General features: G+C 56.5%; 19 protein-coding genes. 12 read left to right on the top strand and 7 right to left on the bottom strand.

From position 1 onward, the window contains the following. Nucleotides 1-57: 57 nt before the first annotated feature. Entirely contained in the window at nt 58-1,401 is a 1,344-nt protein-coding gene (locus tag WC612_02320; protein ID MFA6279615.1) for a peptidylprolyl isomerase, read from the top strand. Between the two features lie 11 nt (nt 1,402-1,412). Next, entirely contained in the window at nt 1,413-2,255 is an 843-nt protein-coding gene (gene rsmA / locus WC612_02315; protein ID MFA6279614.1) for a 16S rRNA (adenine(1518)-N(6)/adenine(1519)-N(6))-dimethyltransferase RsmA, read from the top strand. Nucleotides 2,256-2,505: 250 nt separating this feature from the next. Here the strand turns inward: rsmA and gmk are convergent, their stop codons facing one another. From gmk to WC612_02300, 3 genes are all read right to left on the bottom strand, one after another. After that, on the bottom strand, nt 2,506-3,156 hold the full coding sequence (gmk, locus tag WC612_02310) for a guanylate kinase (protein ID MFA6279613.1): 651 nt from the start codon (nt 3,154-3,156) through the stop codon (nt 2,506-2,508). A 77-nt stretch (nt 3,157-3,233) separates the two neighbouring features. Beyond that, nucleotides 3,234-5,603 (bottom strand): phospholipid carrier-dependent glycosyltransferase, encoded by a 2,370-nt coding sequence (locus WC612_02305; protein ID MFA6279612.1) that lies wholly within the window; start codon nt 5,601-5,603, stop codon nt 3,234-3,236. Between the two features lie 17 nt (nt 5,604-5,620). Then, the gene (locus WC612_02300; protein ID MFA6279611.1) at nt 5,621-6,562 is read right to left on the bottom strand and encodes a cation diffusion facilitator family transporter; all 942 of its coding nucleotides are present in this window, start codon (nt 6,560-6,562) and stop codon (nt 5,621-5,623) included. A 185-nt stretch (nt 6,563-6,747) separates the two neighbouring features. Here WC612_02300 and WC612_02295 point away from each other — a divergent pair, with 185 nt between their 5' ends. The 4 genes from WC612_02295 to WC612_02280 all read left to right on the top strand — a co-directional run bounded on the left by WC612_02295 (nt 6,748) and on the right by WC612_02280 (nt 9,950). Next, nucleotides 6,748-7,221, top strand: coding sequence for an RT0821/Lpp0805 family surface protein (locus WC612_02295; GenBank protein ID MFA6279610.1), 474 nt, complete (start codon nt 6,748-6,750; stop codon nt 7,219-7,221). Nucleotides 7,222-7,245: 24 nt separating this feature from the next. Next, nucleotides 7,246-8,187 (top strand): DnaJ C-terminal domain-containing protein, encoded by a 942-nt coding sequence (locus WC612_02290; GenBank protein ID MFA6279609.1) that lies wholly within the window; start codon nt 7,246-7,248, stop codon nt 8,185-8,187. Then, on the top strand, nt 8,184-8,573 hold the full coding sequence (locus WC612_02285; GenBank protein ID MFA6279608.1) for a YraN family protein: 390 nt from the start codon (nt 8,184-8,186) through the stop codon (nt 8,571-8,573). Before WC612_02290 ends, WC612_02285 begins: the two co-directional genes overlap by 4 nt. 519 nt (nt 8,574-9,092) lie before the next feature. Beyond that, nucleotides 9,093-9,950 (top strand): tetratricopeptide repeat protein, encoded by an 858-nt coding sequence (locus tag WC612_02280; GenBank protein ID MFA6279607.1) that lies wholly within the window; start codon nt 9,093-9,095, stop codon nt 9,948-9,950. A 337-nt stretch (nt 9,951-10,287) separates the two neighbouring features. Here WC612_02280 and WC612_02275 read toward each other — a convergent pair whose 3' ends face one another. Then, nucleotides 10,288-11,580, bottom strand: coding sequence for an adenylosuccinate synthase (locus WC612_02275; GenBank protein MFA6279606.1), 1,293 nt, complete (start codon nt 11,578-11,580; stop codon nt 10,288-10,290). 261 nt (nt 11,581-11,841) lie between these two features. Between WC612_02275 and WC612_02270 the strand changes: the two genes are divergently transcribed. From WC612_02270 to WC612_02255, 4 genes are read left to right on the top strand one after another with little or no spacing between them, the layout of a single operon-like run. Further along, complete coding sequence (locus tag WC612_02270; protein ID MFA6279605.1) at nt 11,842-11,967, top strand: hypothetical protein; 126 nt, start codon at nt 11,842-11,844, stop codon at nt 11,965-11,967. 13 nt (nt 11,968-11,980) lie between these two features. After that, nucleotides 11,981-12,226 carry a type II toxin-antitoxin system RelE/ParE family toxin gene (locus WC612_02265; GenBank protein MFA6279604.1) on the top strand — a complete coding sequence of 82 codons (246 nt, stop codon included), beginning with the start codon at nt 11,981-11,983 and terminating at the stop codon, nt 12,224-12,226. Continuing rightward, nucleotides 12,207-12,497 (top strand): transcriptional regulator, encoded by a 291-nt coding sequence (locus tag WC612_02260; protein ID MFA6279603.1) that lies wholly within the window; start codon nt 12,207-12,209, stop codon nt 12,495-12,497. The genes WC612_02265 and WC612_02260 overlap by 20 nt, the downstream gene beginning before the upstream one ends. A 35-nt stretch (nt 12,498-12,532) precedes the next feature. Beyond that, nucleotides 12,533-13,114, top strand: a complete 582-nt coding sequence (locus tag WC612_02255) for a YqaA family protein (GenBank protein ID MFA6279602.1) — start codon at nt 12,533-12,535, stop codon at nt 13,112-13,114. Here WC612_02255 and WC612_02250 read toward each other — a convergent pair. The 3 genes from WC612_02250 to WC612_02240 are packed head-to-tail and all read right to left on the bottom strand — an operon-like array spanning nt 13,064 to nt 15,978. Then, a complete protein-coding gene (locus WC612_02250) occupies nt 13,064-13,780 on the bottom strand; it encodes a hypothetical protein (GenBank protein ID MFA6279601.1) in 717 nt (238 codons plus the stop codon). The two genes, WC612_02255 and WC612_02250, sit on opposite strands and share 51 nt — an antisense overlap. Further along, nucleotides 13,777-14,862 carry an AI-2E family transporter gene (locus WC612_02245; GenBank protein MFA6279600.1) on the bottom strand — a complete coding sequence of 362 codons (1,086 nt, stop codon included), beginning with the start codon at nt 14,860-14,862 and terminating at the stop codon, nt 13,777-13,779. Before WC612_02245 ends, WC612_02250 begins: the two co-directional genes overlap by 4 nt. A gap of 21 nt (nt 14,863-14,883) precedes the next feature. After that, complete coding sequence (locus WC612_02240) at nt 14,884-15,978, bottom strand: DUF2066 domain-containing protein (protein ID MFA6279599.1); 1,095 nt, start codon at nt 15,976-15,978, stop codon at nt 14,884-14,886. 77 nt (nt 15,979-16,055) lie between these two features. Here WC612_02240 and purM point away from each other — a divergent pair, with 77 nt between their 5' ends. Then, nucleotides 16,056-17,135 carry a phosphoribosylformylglycinamidine cyclo-ligase gene (gene purM / locus WC612_02235; GenBank protein MFA6279598.1) on the top strand — a complete coding sequence of 360 codons (1,080 nt, stop codon included), beginning with the start codon at nt 16,056-16,058 and terminating at the stop codon, nt 17,133-17,135. Next, nucleotides 17,123-17,776: a phosphoribosylglycinamide formyltransferase gene (gene purN, locus WC612_02230; protein ID MFA6279597.1), complete on the top strand. Its 654-nt coding sequence runs from the start codon at nt 17,123-17,125 to the stop codon at nt 17,774-17,776. Before purM ends, purN begins: the two co-directional genes overlap by 13 nt. Nucleotides 17,777-17,851 lie beyond the last annotated feature (75 nt).

The following is a 17,851-nucleotide window of genomic DNA, read 5'->3' as shown; positions in this document are numbered from 1 at the left end:
CATCGAAAAATCCTGTAAGATTGTCGCACATTCCACGCTTGAAAGGTTTCTTTTTGCATGAAAAAACTGCTGCTTCTTGCCCTCGCCCTTGGCCTCCTGCTGCCCTGCACGGCACAGGCGCAGCGCGTCGGCGCACCAGCCCCCATGATGAGTGGGCAAACCGGCGGCGCGGGATTGCTTAGCGCAACGCCCGAACAAGCCGCCCCCAAAGCTCCTATGGCGGAAGGCATCATTGCGGTTGTGAATGATTCCATCATCTCCTCAGGCGACCTGCGCGCGCGCCTTGCCCTTGCGATTCTGTCGGCGGGCCTGCCCGACTCGCCAGAGGTTCAAAAGAAACTCCTCGCCCAAACCTTGCGCACCTTGATTGACGAACAGCTTCAAATGCAAGAAGGCAAACGGCTAGAGATCACGATTCCCGATTCCGAGATTCAAGACGCCATGAGCCGTTTGGCGACAGACAACCAAATTCCGGGCGGCAACATGGCCGCCTTTTTGCGGCAACATCACATTCCCCCCTCTACCATGAAGGCTCAGATCAAAGCCACCTTGACGTGGAACAGAGTGGCCATGCGTGAGCTGCGCCCCCGTATCGATATCGGCGAAGATGAGATCAACGCCGAGATCGGGCGCATGCGGGCCAATGCCGGAAAACAGGAATATCTGGTCAGTGAAATCTTTTTGGGCGTCGATAAGCCCGAGGATGAGCCAGAGGTTCAAGCGCTAGCCGAAAAGCTGGTTGAGCAAATCAAAGGCGGGGCTGTTTTCGGCTCTGCCGCGCGGCAGTTTTCTCAAGGCCTAGGCGCGTCCACGGGCGGCGACATCGGCTGGATCCAAAGCGGCCAACTGGCGCCAGAGCTGGATAAAACCCTGCAAACCCTTCAAAAGGGCGATGTCGCAGGGCCACTTCGTACCGCCGACGGGTATCATATCCTTGGCATTCGCGATATGCGGATTGTCTCGATGGGCGACATGAAGACCATGGCGGTCAAACTGGAGCAAATCTTCCGCCCCTTCACGCCCACGACAGAAAAAGAATCCCTCCTGCGCGAAGCCGAAACCATTCGGCAAACCGTGACGGACTGCGCGTCGTTAAAATCCACGCTGGCGTCCAGCTTCCCCCTGTGGCGCTGGCAGGATTTGGGCGAGGTGAAGCTTGCGGATGCACCCCCTTGGCTGGCGAACAAAGTAGCGCCTCTTTCAGAAGGACAAGCCAGCGAAGCGATGGCCACCGACAGGGGCGCGTTGATGGTCTTTGTTTGCGGTCGCACGATGCCAGAGGAAAACGTCAACCGAGAAGCCATCCGTTCAGCCATCGGCGGCGAGAAGATGGAGCTTTTGGCGCGGCGCCAGATGCGTGACTTGCGTAAAAGCGCCTTTATCGACGTTCGCCTGAAATAGCGGCGCTGCCTTTGACATCGCCGCCCACCCCCACCCCTGACCTTATGCCGCTGCGTAAGGTGATCACCCATTATGGCCTTGCCGCCCGCAAGGGGCTGGGACAGCACTTCCTGCTTGATCTCAATTTAACGGGCAGGATCGTCAAGGAGGCGGGCGCGATGGCGGGCGTTCACGTTATTGAAATCGGCCCAGGCCCAGGCGGCCTCACCCGCTCACTCTTGGCCAGCCCCGCCGCCCACCTGACCGCCATTGAAAAAGACCCTCGCTGCGTTAAGGCGCTTGAGCCGCTTACGGCGGCCTATGGCGAGCGCTTCACCCTCATCGAGGGCGATGCGCTGGATGCCGACCTGATCGCCCTTAGCGCCGCGCCACGCGCCATTATCGCCAACCTGCCCTATAACGTCGGCACGCCGCTGCTGCTGTCGTGGCTTCCGCTTCTCGATCAGTTTCAAAGCCTGACGCTTATGTTGCAGACCGAGGTGGTGGATCGTCTGCTGGCAAAGCCCGACACGGAGGCCTATTGCCGCCTGTCCGTCTTGACGCAGTTTTGCGCCACGGGGCGGTGCGTGATGAAGGTTCCAGCGGGGGCGTTTTCACCGCCGCCCAAAGTAGAATCCTCGGTTGTTCATCTGACGCCACGCAAGGATCGCCCCGTGGACGTGGCCTTTGAAACGCTGCAAAAGATGGCCACCACGGCCTTTGCCCAGCCACGCAAAATGCTGCGCACAAGCCTTAAATCTCTGGGGGGCGAAGCGTTGTTAGAAAAGGCTGGCGTTGATCCGTCTTGGCGTGCAGGGCAGCTTTCGCTGCAAGCGTTTGAGGCTCTTTCTCGCGCCTATCGCAAGGGAGATTGAGGCTTCCTGCATGCCCCCTTCCAAGGAAGCATCCCGCATATTCCCCCCTTCCGTCATTCCCGCGAAAGCGGGAATCCAGTTTGTTTCGGCACGCGCTCCGTTAACGCCAAAGCTGTTTGTGATGCTTTTTGAAAAAAGAAAACGGGATCCCCGCCTTCCCCCTACGCTGCTTCGCAGCTTCGGCGCGACAGGTCGCGGGGATGACAGCAACGGCTTAATACAAAACACAGACCACGTTTTATTTCAGAGACTAAGCCCCCGCCTGCAAGCCTTTCACAAAATCGGCAAGGCCGACCAGACGGCGGCGCTTTAGCCTCTCGCTGCGCAAGATGGCGCAAACCGCCTCGGTTGAGGATTCCAGATCGCGGTTGATAATCACATAATCATACTCGGCCCAATGGCTCATTTCATCGGTGGCCTTCGCCATGCGGCGGTTAATTTCGGCAGGCGTATCCTGTGCGCGTGAAAACAAGCGGCGCTCTAACTCATGCCAATCGGGGGGAAGAATGAACACGCTGACAAGGTCGTCACGCGCTTTTTCGGCCAGCTGCTGCGTTCCCTGCCAATCAATATCGAACAAAACATCATGCCCTTGCGCTAAGGTGTCCTCAACCGCCTTACGCGGCGTCCCATAATAATTGCCGAAAACCTTGGCATGTTCCAGTAATTGATCGCGATTCACCATCAAGTTGAAGTCAATCGTATCGACGAAATGATAGTCTGTCCCCTCAACCTCGCCCGCCCTTGGCGCGCGCGTCGTCACCGACACCGATAGGCTTAGGTCGGCTTCCGTCTCAAGCAAGCGGCGAGAAATAGTGGTCTTCCCCGCACCCGAAGGCGAGGAAAGCACCAGCATCAACCCGCGCCGCTGCAAATCGCCGAAAACTTGTGATAGTGCCATGCCTTAAACCCTTTGTTTTCTTCCCCGACTCTTTTTCTAAACTTATCCTATTTTACCGCAAACGTCACCCCTTTAGCCTAGTACTCGCCACCTTCGGGAAGCCAGCTACCCTTGCCACCCAAGGGATAGGTCACGCGCGTCAGCTCCTTCCCGCTCCAAGCCGAGGCCACGATAATGGTTAGGTTTAGGTTCATTTCATACGGACTGAAGGGCAGGGTTATCTTAAACGAGGGGTTTTTTACGGGATCGTGCCGCGCCAAAACAGTGCCATCGTTCTTGATCTCATAGGCAAACGTCAATTGATCATCAAGCGAGAACCCCATGGGGTTGGGATCCATGACAATTTCCCAAGCATCCTTATCCTTCTGCTCTATTCTGGCTTGCAGAATAAGATAGTTTGATTCTTCGGGGTATTTTTTTTCGATCCCATGGCCCACGGCAAAGACAGCCTCGCGCCCAATCGCCCGCACCGCACCAAGATAGGTTGGCCCCACCGTCCGCTTGCCCGGAATCTTGACAGGCATATAGCCGTACATGGAAAGACCCGAGATAGGGAGTATCTGCAAGACGTCCTGATAATTCGGGATCGCCGCCGGATCCTTAATCGAAAACGGAGAGTAATAGGTGGCCTTGGGATTCCAATGCATATAGCCAAAATAGGGCATTTTCTCATGCGTCATGACAACGCGAATTCTGTCCGCCGCGCGAATCTCGTCAATGATGCGGTCTTCGGCCAAAAGCCAATCATAGGGGATTTTTTGCGCAAAGAACAAATCCGGCAACGCGCGAAAGCCACTATACATTACCAGATTATGGTCGATAATCAGGTTCGAAAACACGACAAGAAACACCATGACCCAGCGCAGTTCGTGCCAGACGGTTTTCTTGATGGGCGAAAAAACCATGATGGCGGCGGGCGCGGCGCAGACCAGATAAAAGGTGAAATAGGTCGCCGTTCCTTCCATATAAAGCGTCGAAAACGACCACAAAAGCAGCCATAAAGGCGGCGTCATCGCCAAAAGGAAAAAGAGGGGGCGCAAAGGAAACCGTTGCCGGAGCGCAAGGATGCCCTGCCACGGCCACAGCAGCCACACAAAGGCCGACCACAGGGAAAACTCGACAAAACGGACGGACACGGGGATCGTTACCCCGACAAAGCGATAGTTTAAATGATAGTGCGTCGGGTCTTGACTTAAGAGGGGCTTAATCAATGGGTTGACCAACGCGTTCAACGCCGAGTTAAAGCCCTGCCGATCATTCGCGATGGGCCACATATTCATGTCCGCAATCGGCGAGAGCATCATCTGGCTTAGGTAGATCAAAAGATTTTGAAGGCCTATGGTCAAATTGGCCGACAGGTTGAAGACATCTTTCTTGAAATCGTCGAAGAAATAGAACCGCTCCACCGAAGCGTAATTGTAAAACAAGAACGGCGCGAACATCACGATCACAATCAACGCCGTCAAAAGCGCGGTCTTCCATCCTATCGCTTTGCCCCACAGGCGAAGCCGCACGGGCGCTTGGCGAAGCGGCCACAACGCGACCAACCCCACAAGCGCAACGATCGGCATCAAAAAGACGATGTGCAGCTTGGTTCCCGCGCTTAGCCCCAGCGCCAGCCCCGCCATGAAGAAATAGGCATGCCGCCCCGTTACCAGCCAACGCCAGCCCATGTAAAGGGAGCACAACAAAACGGCGGCGGTTAGAATCTCGTCATTCGTTGAGGTCGCCTGCGCCAGAATGCTGGGTGTCATGCCTACCAGCCACGCGGCCAGCAGCGCCAGCAGACGGTCGCCGCCAAGGGCGCGCCCAAAGCGATAGGTCGTATAGACGATCATAAGCCACGCCAAAAGGGACGGCATCGCGTGCCACGTTCCGGGCAAATTATACAGGACGAGCGGGATATAGAGCGCCACGCCATCCAGCGGATAATAAAGGATGCGGTTGTCGGGCGCGTCAAAGGGGTGCAGCAAATTGCCGTGGCTGACATACCAAATGGCGCGGGGCAGCCGGTAGATCATCGAGTCCGCATTGTCGGGATAAACGCCCTGCCCGAGCACAAGGCTGATCAGCGCAAACAACGCCAGCGTCACAATCAAAAACCAAAACAGAATCCGGCGCGTTTTCTCATGCTCGATTGTCGCAAAGGGTAAGGCTGGTTTGACGAGAAGCGGCGTCGCCACGGGAATCCGCCAAAGGAAGGAAACAAGCGCCAGCATGATCCCCAGCGCCACAAAGCTCATGGGGACATAAACATCCAGCTGGTTTAAGGCATTAAACGCGCCCGTAAAGTGCGCGGCCAGCACCAACGTCGCCCATAACACGAGCGCAACAAAAAAGGGCATGTCGTTCCATGGCAGCTTTCTTTTTCGGCACGCCCAAAAAATCAGGCCGATAAGGGCCGCAGCGTGCAAAAAAGCGGCGGGCGTTAAAACAAGATCAAGCATACCCTCTTCTTGGCTCCCTACTCTTTGACGGGGTCGTTTTGTTCGATCACGGTATCCAGCCGATGCTCCTGAACGCCTGCAGGATCCTGATGAACCAACACATCGGCTTTGGGATACGCTATTTCAATCTTGGCCATCACGGCCTCGGCGATATCATGCGACTCGACAAGGGAAAGGGTCGCTGGCATTTCGATATGCGCCTCAATGATGGGTCTTTCTCCGCCAAACCGCGTACGCAAATCATGGACGCCCAAAACGCCCTTAACAGACATCGCCAGCGCCACAATGGCTTCACGATCTTTTTCGGGCATCTCGGCATCCATCAGGACAAGCAAGGTCTGCCGCGTAATCTTGATCGCCCCAATGCACATTGAGGCCGCAATGAGTAAGGCAAAAAGCGGATCAAGCCAAGGAACACCCACCGCCTCGCCAAGCGCAAAGGAAGCCATAACGGCAATGTTAATGGCAACATCACCAACATAATGCAGGCGATCCGAAGCGATGGCCAAAGAGCGCGTGCGCCGGATCGTATAAGTCTGAAGCGCCAAAAGAGCGATGGTCATAACCACCGCCAAGCCCATAACCCCATAGCCAATGTCTAGGCGTTGAAGCGGTGCAGGATTCCAGAAACGATGAACCGCTTCTTTGATCAGAAGACCAGAGGACATAAAGATAAAGATCGCCTGCGCTAACGCCGCCAGCGCCTCAGCCTTACCATGGCCAAAACGGTGATCGCGATCAGGGGGCCGCAGCGCGATAAAAACGCCATAGGCTGTAATCAACGAAGCCAGCAAATCAACGCCTGAATCAACCAACGACGACAAAAGGGCGACCGAATCCGTGGCCATATAGGCCACCAGCTTGGCCGCAATCAAAGAAAGCGCTACAGCCACGCTGGCATAGGAAGTCACCTGACGAAGCTTGTTGGCGGAAAGAAGGAAGCGCGACGGTTTATTCATCAAAAACATATCCTTTGATGGGCTGCCCCCCCACGACGAATCAGGGGAAGGGGTTTACAGGCCTCTACCTTAGCGGCCTTCCCCCTTTTTGACAGCCTTTTTTAGCCATAGTTGCGCCTTGATTACGGATTAGGGTATGCTCCTAATCAGACTTCTCGCTCAACCATCTTTGATGAGGTTTTCCCATGTTTCATCGTCCTCTTCTTGGCGTCCTCGCCCTCGCTCTTTTGCTCTCTGCCTGTCAGGCGGAAAATATGGGCACAAAAGAAGGTGTCGGCACACTGGGCGGCGCGGCTGTTGGCGGCCTATTGGGCAGCAACATCGGCAAAGGCTCTGGCCGTCTGGCGGCTACGGCAGCGGGCGTTGTTTTGGGCGGCTGGCTTGGCAACGAGATTGGCTCTTCGCTGGATAATGCCGACCGCTCAGCCATGGGCGGGGCGACCTCTCGCGCCTATACCGCGCCTGTTGGCCAGCAAATCACGTGGAATAATCCCCAAAGCGGCAACGCCGGAACCATTACGCCCATTCGTGATGGCTATGCCAATGACGGCGCGTATTGCCGCGAATTCCAGCAAACCATCACGGTCGGCGGGCAAAAGCAGCAAGGCTATGGCCGCGCTTGTCAGCAACGTGATGGCTCATGGAAGATTGTGCAGTAAGCCCTTTTTGTTCTATAACAAGGCATGAGCGATCCCTATCAAACCCTTGGCGTGACGCGCTCGGCCACCGCTGCCGAAATCAAAAGCGCGTACCGCAAGCTGGCGAAGAAATATCACCCTGACCTGAATCAGGGCGGTAGCAAGGGCATTGAGCAAAAATTCAAGGAAATCACCGCCGCCTATGACCTTGTCGGCGATGCGGCCAAACGCGCACGCTATGATCGCGGCGAGATCGATGACCAAGGCCAAGAACAAGGCTATCGCCCACGAGGCAACGGTGATCCTTTCGGCAACGGCAGCGCACGAGGTGGTACGCGGCGCTCGGCAGGAACAGGCGGCAATCCCTTTGGCTTTAACGGCGGCATGGGCATGGATGATATCCTGTCCGAGTTTTTCCGCTCATCACGGCAAGGTGGCACAAGGGCTCCGGCAGAAAAAGGCGCAGACGTTGCCTATACCATCACCGTGCCCTTTGTTGAGGCCTGCCTTGGCGGTAAAAAACGCCTGACGCTGGATAGCCAAAAAACCATTGACGTCACCATCCCTGCCGGAACCGAGGACGGCCATAAGCTGCGTTTGCGTGGCCTTGGCCAAGCGGGCGAGGGTGGCGCGGGGGCAGCACTGATTGAGATTAAGGTTGCGCCTCACCCCTTTTTCCGGCGCGAGGGAAACGCCCTTCATCTGGATGTTCCCATTAGCCTATCTGAAGCGCTTTTAGGCGAAAAAGTAACGATCCCGACACTGGACGGCTCGGTTTCCGTGCGCGTTCATAAGGGCGCGAATACGGGCAGCGTCATGCGCCTAAAAGGCAAAGGCATTCCGAGCGCCAAGGGCGAGGCAGGCGACATGTTCGCCACGCTTAAAGTTATGTTGCCCGAAGGCGAGGACGCCGATCTTACGACCTTTATCGAGAAATGGGCCAAAAAGAAGGCCTATACCCCTCGCAAAAAATTGGGGTGGGCATGATCCCTCACTACAAAACGACAAAAGAACAGCGCGGGCTCTCTGCCCATCGGCGCGGCCACTGGGCAGAAACCCTATGCCGCGTGGCCTTATGGAGTAAAGGCTACAGGATTATCGCTACCCGCTATAAAACGCACCAAGGCGAAATTGACCTGATCGTTATGCGGGGCAAAACACTGGCCTTTATCGAAGTTAAAGCACGCCCCGACACGCGGCAGGCCAGCGAGGCTGTCTCGGATCATCAAAAGGTACGATTGGCACGCACAGGCTCTCTCTTTTTGGCGCGGCAACGCGGTTTTTCAGGCTTTGATATTCGGTTTGACGTGATGCTGGTTCTGCCTTGGCACTGGCCCGTCCATATCCAAAACGCCTTTGAGCCGCCTTTGTGAGAAAGATGGCCTCCTTTCCTTTTCGCACGCCGCAAGGGCGGCGTGGGCGCTTTCCTTTTCGCACGCCGCAAGGGCGGCGTGACGGGGGGGCACTGGCCCGTCCATATCCAAAACGCTTTTGAACCGCCTTTGTGAGAAAGAGGGTTCAGAGGGCAGGAAAGGGATCGCGGCTCCGGCCTTCCCCTTACCGTCATCCCGCACCCCTCTACGCCCTTTGGGCTTCGCGGGGCAGGCGAAGCGGCGCAGGAGCGCCGCGAAGATGCGGGACCCAGCCTGCCGCCTTGCCGAAGCTGCGAAGCTGCGTAGGCAGGTTGAAAGCTTTTAAAAAAGCAGCATCGTCCCCAGTCCCCTAGGTCCCCGATCCGCGCGATGCTGAAGCATCGCTTGTCGGGGATGACGAAGGGGGGGGCGAAAATGGAGGGGATAACGAGGAAGGAAAGAGGCCGCCGCAGGCCAACCCCACCCCCTGCTCCCGCTTTCTCGATTCCTTTTTGTCTTAAACTGGGGTAAAGTGATTCGATGAATTCCCAACAAGAATCACTTCGCATTTTGCGCCGCGCGGGAGAAATGGACGATGGCGTCCTTTCTCTGGGTGAAGCCGCGCTTGCCTTAGCGTCCTTAGAAAAACAAGGCGCAGACCTGACGCCCTATCGTCAGCATTTAGCCGTGCTGGTCGAACAAGTGCGCGCGGGTGGGGCGGCCACAACGCTTGATGTGCAGTTGCAGCGCTTGCGTCACGTTCTGGTCGTGCAAAACAAATATCAAGGCGATGACAATCATAACGAGGACGCCCGCGCCACGAACTTGATGGACACCATCGACCGTCGTCGCGGCTCGCCCGTTATGCTGGGCGTGATCTATCTTCATGTAGCGACGGCCATGGGATGGGCCATGACAGGCCTTGACCTTTCCGGCCACTTTTTGCTGCGCCTATCGGCTCGGGATGGACAAGTTGTTATCGATCCTTTCCGCGCAGGGCAAACCTGTCAGCTTGAAGAGGCAGGCGACTATTTTATTGACGATGAGGACAGCCTGCTTGAGGAAGAGAGGCATCGCCCCACGCTTCTTGACTTATCCTCAGAGCTTCTTACGCCGCTCAGCAGCCGCGATTTGTTGCTGCGCCTACAACACAACGTCAAACGCCGCCTTCTATCACAAGATCGCGTGGAAGCCGCTATTGCGACCTTGCAAGGCATGATCCTTTTCGCGCCGCGCCATCAGGATTTGTGGAAAGAGCTGGGCTACCTACAGGCCGAGCGCGGCCATCTTCGCGCCGCCATCACCGCGCTGGAGGTCGTCAAAGACCTTGCCGGAGGCCCCATCCCCGCCCAGCAAACCGACGTCATGCTACGCGAGATTCGCTGGCGGCTGAATTAATCCGCCTTCGTCATCCCAAGACATTTTCTCTTCGCCTTTTTAGGCGAAAGAAAATGGACGTGGGATCCAGCCGCTCTGTCCGCCCTCACGAGCATTTCTTCATCGCCCAGTCCCCTGGATCCCCGCTTTCGCGGGGATGACGGTAAGGGTTAATACCAAACACACACCCCGTCATGCCAGCGAAGACTGGTATCCCATTTGGTTTCTTTCAATGAGTCGTTTCCTGCGCCGTTTGGTATCACTCCCGCGTAAGCGGGAGTCCCGTTTGTTTTTTTGAATTTTTCGGCAAACGGCTAGTTCTTATGTTGACCGAGCCGATTCACGCGAATGGTTCTAATCAATCCGCGAACGGATCGCGCACAAGAATCGTATCGTCACGCTCTGGGCTTGTTGAAACAAGCGTAACGGGCACGCCCGCCAATTCCTCGATCAAACGGATATACTTGATCGCGCCAGCGGGCAGATCAGCCCAGCTCCGCGCCCCACGCGTGCTTTCGCTCCAGCCTGCGCAGGTTTCATAGATCGGCTCAACGCGGGCTTGTTCAGCCGCGTTGGCGGGAAGGTGATCGATTTCCTTGCCATCCAGTTTATAGGCGCGGCAGATTTTAAGCTCGCTCATCCCATCCAGAACATCCAGCTTGGTGAGTGCGAGACCATCAATGCCGCCAATCGTCGCGGCCTGTCGCACAAGCACCGCGTCCAGCCAGCCGCAGCGGCGCTTGCGCCCCGTGACCGTACCGAACTCAAAGCCCCGTGCGCCAAGACCTTCGCCAACGTCGCCCGTGTCTTCGGTCGGGAAGGGGCCCGATCCCACCCGCGTTGTGTACGCCTTGCAGATGCCAAGGATGCGCCCCAACGTTTTCGGCCCCACGCCCGCACCCGCCGCCGCCGCGCCGCCCACGATATTGCTGGACGTCACGAACGGATAGGTTCCGTGATCGATATCCAGCATCGAGCCTTGTGCGCCTTCGAACAAAATCAGCTTGCCCGCCTTACGCGCCGCTTCAAGGCGCTGCCATACGACGGCGCTAAAGGGCAAAATCTTTGGCGCGATGGCCATGACTTCCGCAAACACGGCCTCAAGGGCAAGCTCCTCCGCGCCATAGCCGCGCAGCAAGGCGTTGTGGTGGACAAGAAGCTCATCCAGTTTCTCGCGCAGCAAATCGGGCGTGCGAAGATCGCACAGGCGAATGCCGCGCCGCGCCGCTTTATCTTCATAGGCGGGGCCAATGCCGCGCCCCGTCGTGCCAATTTTCCTAGCGCCCTTAGCGGCCTCACGCGCACGATCCACAATCCCGTGAACGGGCAAAATAAGAGGCACGTTTTCGGCAATAATCAGATTGTCGGGCGTAACCGTCACGCCTTTTTCCGCGATGGAGTCAATTTCCTTAAGCAGCGCCCAAGGATCCATAACCACGCCATTCCCAATCACGGATAATTTGCCCGACCGCACAATGCCCGATGGCAGCAAATTGAGCTTATACGTCACGCCATCGATCACCAACGTGTGGCCGGCGTTGTGGCCGCCCTGAAAACGCACCACGACATCGGCGCGAGACGACAACCAATCGACAATTTTCCCTTTGCCTTCATCGCCCCACTGGGCCCCGACAACGACGACGTTTTTCATAAAAGCAGATCCTAAATTGATAAGTTGCCAAACCGACCACAAAAGCTTTGTCATCCCCGCGAAAGCGGGGATCCCGTTTCCTTATTAAAAAACAAACGGGACTCCCGCTTACGCGGGAGTGACGGTGGGAGGGATGACTCCTAAAGGGTTACAACATGGCCGAATTAAGCACGTTTTTGCCTCTTAACCAAGGAATCTTCGCATTTGATCGGAGAAAATCGAACGACATTTCCTTAAATAGTTCTTGCCGAATGTGCGGCAATGCCGTATAGTATGGCCATGCAGGTTGTTATTGAAACGCCCGATTATCTGCGTGATGCCAAGGCGCTTGGGCTCACGGTCGAGGAGCGCCATGCTATTGTAGAGTGTATTGCGCGAAAGCCCTGATACCGGAGACGAAATGAAGGGAACGGGAGGGGCGCGAAAGATTCGTTTTGCAGGACGCGGGAAGGGGAAAAGCGGCGGGTATAGAGTTATTGCTTTTTATGCAGGAAAAGAGATCCCCGTGTTTTTGCTATCCCTCTTTTCAAAAGGAGAAAAGGCTAATTTGTCTCAAGCCGAAAGAAACGAATTAAAACAAATTTTGGGATCAATCGCTGACGTTTATAAAAAAGGAGTCAAACATCGTGTCCAAAACAGGAAGTAAGCTCATTAAATCGGCGAGGCACGCTCTTGCCTATGCCCGCGGGGAGGTTCGGACCGGTTTTGTCGCGCACGTTCCCGATGAAGTGGATGTTAAATCGATCCGCCATCATCTAGGTCTAACGCAACCGGAATTCTCTCAGCGTTTTGGTTTCAATGTGCGTGCCGTGCAAGATTGGGAGCAAAAACGCCGCCAGCCTGAACGTGCGGCGCGCGTACTTTTAACCGTCATTGCCCATGAGCCCGAAGCCGTCAACAGGGCTTTGGCTCATTAATAACTTAGACCGTCGTGAAGAGGCTGCCTTTAAATATGTCCCCCATTCGATCCCTTTATGACTGGACGCTTCGCCAAGCCGAAGGGCCGTATGCGGCCTTTGTGCTGTTCGCGGTTGCCTTTGCGGAAAGCTCGTTCTTTCCCCTGCCCCCCGATGTTTTGCTTTTGCCCATGGCGCTGGCGAACCGCGAAAAAGCTTGGCGCTATGCGCTGATCTGCACCGTCGGCTCTGTCGTTGGAGGATTGCTTGGCTATGCCATCGGCGCATGGTTTTACGCTACGCTCGGTCAATGGATCATCGAGACCTATCACATGCAAGAAGCCTTCGCCCGCTTCCATGACGAGTTCAACAAGTGGGGCGTCTACGTCATTCTGGCCAAGGGCCTGACACCCATTCCGTTTAAGCTCATCACCATCGCCAGCGGCGTCGCCTCTCTGCCGCTTGTGCCGTTCGTTTTGGCTTGCATCGCAACGCGCGCGGCGCGGTTCTTTTTGGTGGCAGGATTGGTGCGTAAGTTTGGTGAGCCGATCCGCACCTTTGTCGAAAAGTACCTTAACTGGGTGGCTTTAGGCGTCCTTGCGGCCATTATCTTCGGCTTCTGGCTCGTTCTGGGCTAAAACTTTTTGCGCAAACGGGATAGAGATTTTGCGCCCTTCCCCCAACGCAGCCTCATCCAATTGCGCCACAGCGTCACGCACAGCCGCCGTGGTGCGCTCTAGCCGCGCGGACAAATAATCCACCACGCCCACCTCAACCATCAACTGCCTGTCACTAAAAAGCTTCATCAAAAGCCCGCGCATCAAGGCATCATCCGGTTCATGAAGGCTTGCGCTCACGCAGCTTTTCAGGCGCGTTTCAATATCGCGCAGCCCCAAGCCCCATAAGGCCGGAGGATGCAGCGCCGTCAGCAAGACAGGCAACGAAGCCGCCTTTGTCGCATTATAAAAATGCTGTAGCCATTCCTCTTGCGCCGGATCGCCCACGCAAGCATCGGCATCGTCCAAAGCGAAGGCGGGCGCTAAGGCCTTACCATTGACAATGGCTGCCAAAACCGGATCACCCAGCGCGATGCGCTGCGCCTTTTGCCGCTCGCACCAAATGGACAGGAGGTGCGTCTTGCCCGCGCCTTCCGGCCCCCACAGAACAAGCGCGTGCGACGGCCAAGAGGACGGCTCACGCCGCAAGAGCCACGCCACACCCTCTTCGTTAGAGGACGAGGGGAGGAAATCTTCCAGCCCCATGGCCGCCTGTAACGGTAAGGGGAAATGGTACTGCCTGGTCATGGGGAAGGGGTCTTTTTGTGATACAGAGCGCTGCCCTTATAACGGGAAAGGGCAAGGCGAATAAGAACACCCAAGACCGCCGCAACAGGCACAGCAATTAAAATACCGACAAAACCCAAAAGGCTGCCGCCTGCAAAAAGGGCGAACAGAATCCAGACGGGGTGCAGGCCCACACGATCCCCCACCAGCTTGGGCGTCAAAACATAGCCTTCTAGTGTTTGCCCCACCAAAAACACGACCAAAACTAGGCCGATGGACAAACCATTATCGAACTGGACAAAGGCAAGGATCATGCTGACAATCAGCCCGAAGCCAGAGCCTACATAGGGAATAAAAGACAAAACGCCCGCGATAATGCCGATGGTCGCGCCATAGTGCAGCCCCACGAGCGTCAGCCCAACGCTATAAATAAAGCCCAGTGACAGGCATACAAGCGCTTGGCCACGGATAAAGCCAGAGAGCGTTTTGTTGATCTCGATGGCTGCCTGCCGCACGATGCCATGCTGCGCGCGGGGGACAAGCTCATCAACATTGCGCGTCACCTTGGGCCAATCGCGCAAAAGGTAAAAAGCGACGACGGGGGTAATAATCAAAAGAGTCAACACATCGAACAGCGCAAAACCCTTTGTCACAAGGCCTTTCAGAAACTCGCCCGTAAGGCCCACCGCATTGCCCGCGTAATCACTGGCGGCCTGCCTTAATTTCTCTACGTCCGCAGGGGACAAGCGACTGAGCCAATCATAGATACGCGGCATAAAGCGCGTGCGTAGCGTGTCAACATAGGTCGGCAGCGCGTCAATGAGCGCCATCATCTGCGTTTGGATCAACGGCACAATCAAAAGCAACAGAAGTGCCACCACCAAAAGAAAGCCCAGAAGAACAAGCGCCGTGCCAAGCCAGCGCGGCACGCGCCAAAGGGTCAAGCGATCTACGACAGGATCAAGGAAATACGCCAACGCCGCCCCCGCAACAAAGGGCAGCAGCATGGGTCGCAAAAGCCAAAGAACGGCCACAAAGGCGATAATCATGATCACCCAAAACCGCGCCTTCGGCGTCTGTCTGCGATCGATAAGAGTGGTCATGAAGTGCGCCTTTCTTTTTTTCTAATGCAAAAGCCAGCCGCCGCCTGCGCTTTGCTCCAACGTCAAACCTTGCTCGGCGACGGCTCTGGGCAAGGCGGCAAGCTCACCGCGAAAGCCAAGCTCGATATGCACAAGGCCACGCGTCATCGTCACGATTTGAGCGCTGGCCACCGCAGGCACTTGGGTCAGCCTTTGCCTGATCTGCGCCCATGCCTCCAAGGTCGGAACATCAACATCAACAGGCAACGTCGCCACCGCGCCAGAGGGAACCTTATTCACCGCCCGCCAATCGGCCTCTAGCGACTGGGATAAAGACCGGATCGCGGCGGCCAAAACCTCGCCCCTTTGCGCAAGGGAGGCCCACGCAACGGGAAGGCGACCAAGGTCTTTGGCCGCGCCCGCCTCGTCATAGCGACGCGCCGTGACAACGCCCTCGCCCTTTTCACTTGGGGTTGGGGACTCGCCCTCCGCCGCAAGAGAATCGGTTTCAAGAACAGCCACCAAAACGCCGCCCGCGCCGTATTTTTGGCGAACAGCCTCAAGAGCCTCTGGCTTGCCAGTCAGAGCCTCTGCCGTGCTGATCTGCGCGATATCCTCTAAATCACCAGTAGGCACAATAAAAGGAACCAACCCCGTATTTTTCTCACCACCCATCCACACGCTCCGCCACGGGGTCGAATCCTCCCATAGCGTGGCCCTCTCCTTGCTTTTGACAATGGGTAGCACCACAAGCGACTTGGCACGATTTTCCGTATATTTGACGCCGAGCGTGCCCAACCACTGCCGAACAGCCGCGGGTTTGAATTGAACAGAAAAAAGGCCTGTATAGCGATAGCCCGCCGTATGCTCGTTCTGGATTTCAAAGGCCTGCACCAAGGCGGCCAAGGCCTCATCGGAGGCTTTGGCCTGTGGCTCCCTCACACCAAGCCTTTCTAAAAGCAGGGAAAACGCGCTGCGCTGCGCTTGCATAATGGCATGATCCCGCGCCACGGTTGCATTGGCCGCCGTGACGTCAACCGTCACGCCAGCGATGCGATACACCGCCAAATCTTCCTGCGCCCACGCCGGAGACGCGAGGCAAAAAAGACTGAAAACCAAAAATATTACGACGCGCATTGCAAACCTGTCACTTTTTGTTATTGTGCCTGTTCTTACTAGCCTGTTTTACGCTAACCATCAATCATGACGGTATGATGACCAACTCAAATGACTCCCCCCAAGATGCTTATGCCAAGGCTGGCGTCGATATCAATGCCGGTAACGCCTTGGTTGAAGCCATTAAGCCCCTTGCCAAGGCAACGGCCCGCACGGGCGTTATGGCCGGTTTAGGAGGGTTTGGCGCTCTTTTTGACCTGAAAGCGACAGGCTATCAAGACCCTATTTTGGTCAGCGCCACGGATGGCGTCGGAACCAAGTTGCGCGTCGCCATCGAGGCGGGCAAGCACGACACCGTCGGGATCGACCTTGTCGCCATGTGCGTCAACGACCTGATCGTCGCGGGGGCTGAGCCTTTGTTTTTCCTTGACTATTTTGCCTCTGGTCACCTTGAGGTCGAAACGGCCCGTGCCGTGATCGCGGGAATCGCCGAAGGCTGCAAGCAATCGGGCTGCGCCCTTGTGGGCGGCGAAACGGCCGAAATGCCCGGCATGTATGAAGGCGAGGATTACGATCTGGCCGGTTTTGCTGTTGGCGCGGTTGAGCGCGGCCAAAGCCTGCCGCGCGAGGATATTGCCGAGGGGGATGTCGTCTTGGGTCTGGCATCCAGCGGCGTTCACAGCAACGGCTTTTCGCTGGTGCGCAAGATCGTGGCCCAAGAAAACCTTGCCTATGACGCGCCCGCACCCTTTGATCCCTCTCGCCGTTTGGGAGAAGCCTTGCTAGAGCCGACGCGCCTTTACGTCAAGCCTATGCTGGCCGCCATCAAGACGGGGCACGTTAAAGCCATGGCGCACATCACAGGCGGCGGGCTTTTGGAAAACATTCCCCGCGTCTTGCCTGATGGCCTTGGCGTTTGGCTGTCTGCCGAAAGCTGGAGCGTGCCGTCCGTCATGAAATGGCTGGCACAAAAAGGCGCGATGAGCAGCCATGATATGGCGCGGACGTTTAACTGCGGCATTGGCATGGTCGTGATCGTCGCCAAGGAGGACGCCGAAGAGATCAAGTCTTTACTGACTGACACGGGCGAAACGGTTTTCCGCATCGGCGAAGTTGAAAAAAACCTGTCGACATCGCGTGTGTCAATTCAAGGCATGGGGTCAACATGGCCGTGCTAAACGTCGCCGTCCTTATTTCTGGGCGCGGCAGCAATATGCAAGCGCTTGTGCGCGCCTCGCGTGAACCTGATTATCCTGCCAAGATCGTCTGCGTTATCTCTAACGATCCCACGGCGGGCGGCCTCGCTTGGGCGCAAAAGGAAGGCATTCCCACCGCTGTCGTGAATCATAAGGATTACGGGGCTGACCGCGAGGGCTTTGAGGCCGCGCTGGATGCCGAGATTAAAAAGCACGACGCGCAGCTGATCTGCCTTGCGGGCTTTATGCGGATTCTAACGCCATGGTTTGTCGATGCGTGGCGCGACCGCCTTGTCAACATCCACCCTTCGCTGCTGCCCGCCTTTACGGGCCTGCATGTGCAGCAAAAGGCCATCGATTACGGCGCGAAGTTTTCGGGTTGCACCGTTCACTTTGTGCGCGCCGAAATGGATTGCGGCCCGATTATCGTTCAGGCCGCCGTCCCCGTCATGGCTGACGATACGGAAAATACCTTGTCCGAGCGCATTTTGCAGCAAGAACACGCCGTCTATCCCATGGCCGTGCGCTGGATCGCCGAAGGCCGCGTGAACATCCACAGCGAGAAATGCTTTATCCTTGGCGAGGGCGAACCGCCCTCGCTGATCTGCCCTATGATCAAGTAGAAGGTCTTCCTAATACCAACAAGTCAATGACGTGACGCATAAGAAGAAAACAAACGGGATGCCCGCGACCCAGCT

The sequence above is a fragment of the Bdellovibrionales bacterium genome, assembly GCA_041662785.1.
Classification (GTDB): domain Bacteria; phylum Pseudomonadota; class Alphaproteobacteria; order UBA9219; family UBA9219; genus UBA8914.
The sequence above is the reverse complement of the archived record's forward strand: the minus strand, read 5'-3'. Positions and strand labels throughout refer to the sequence as shown.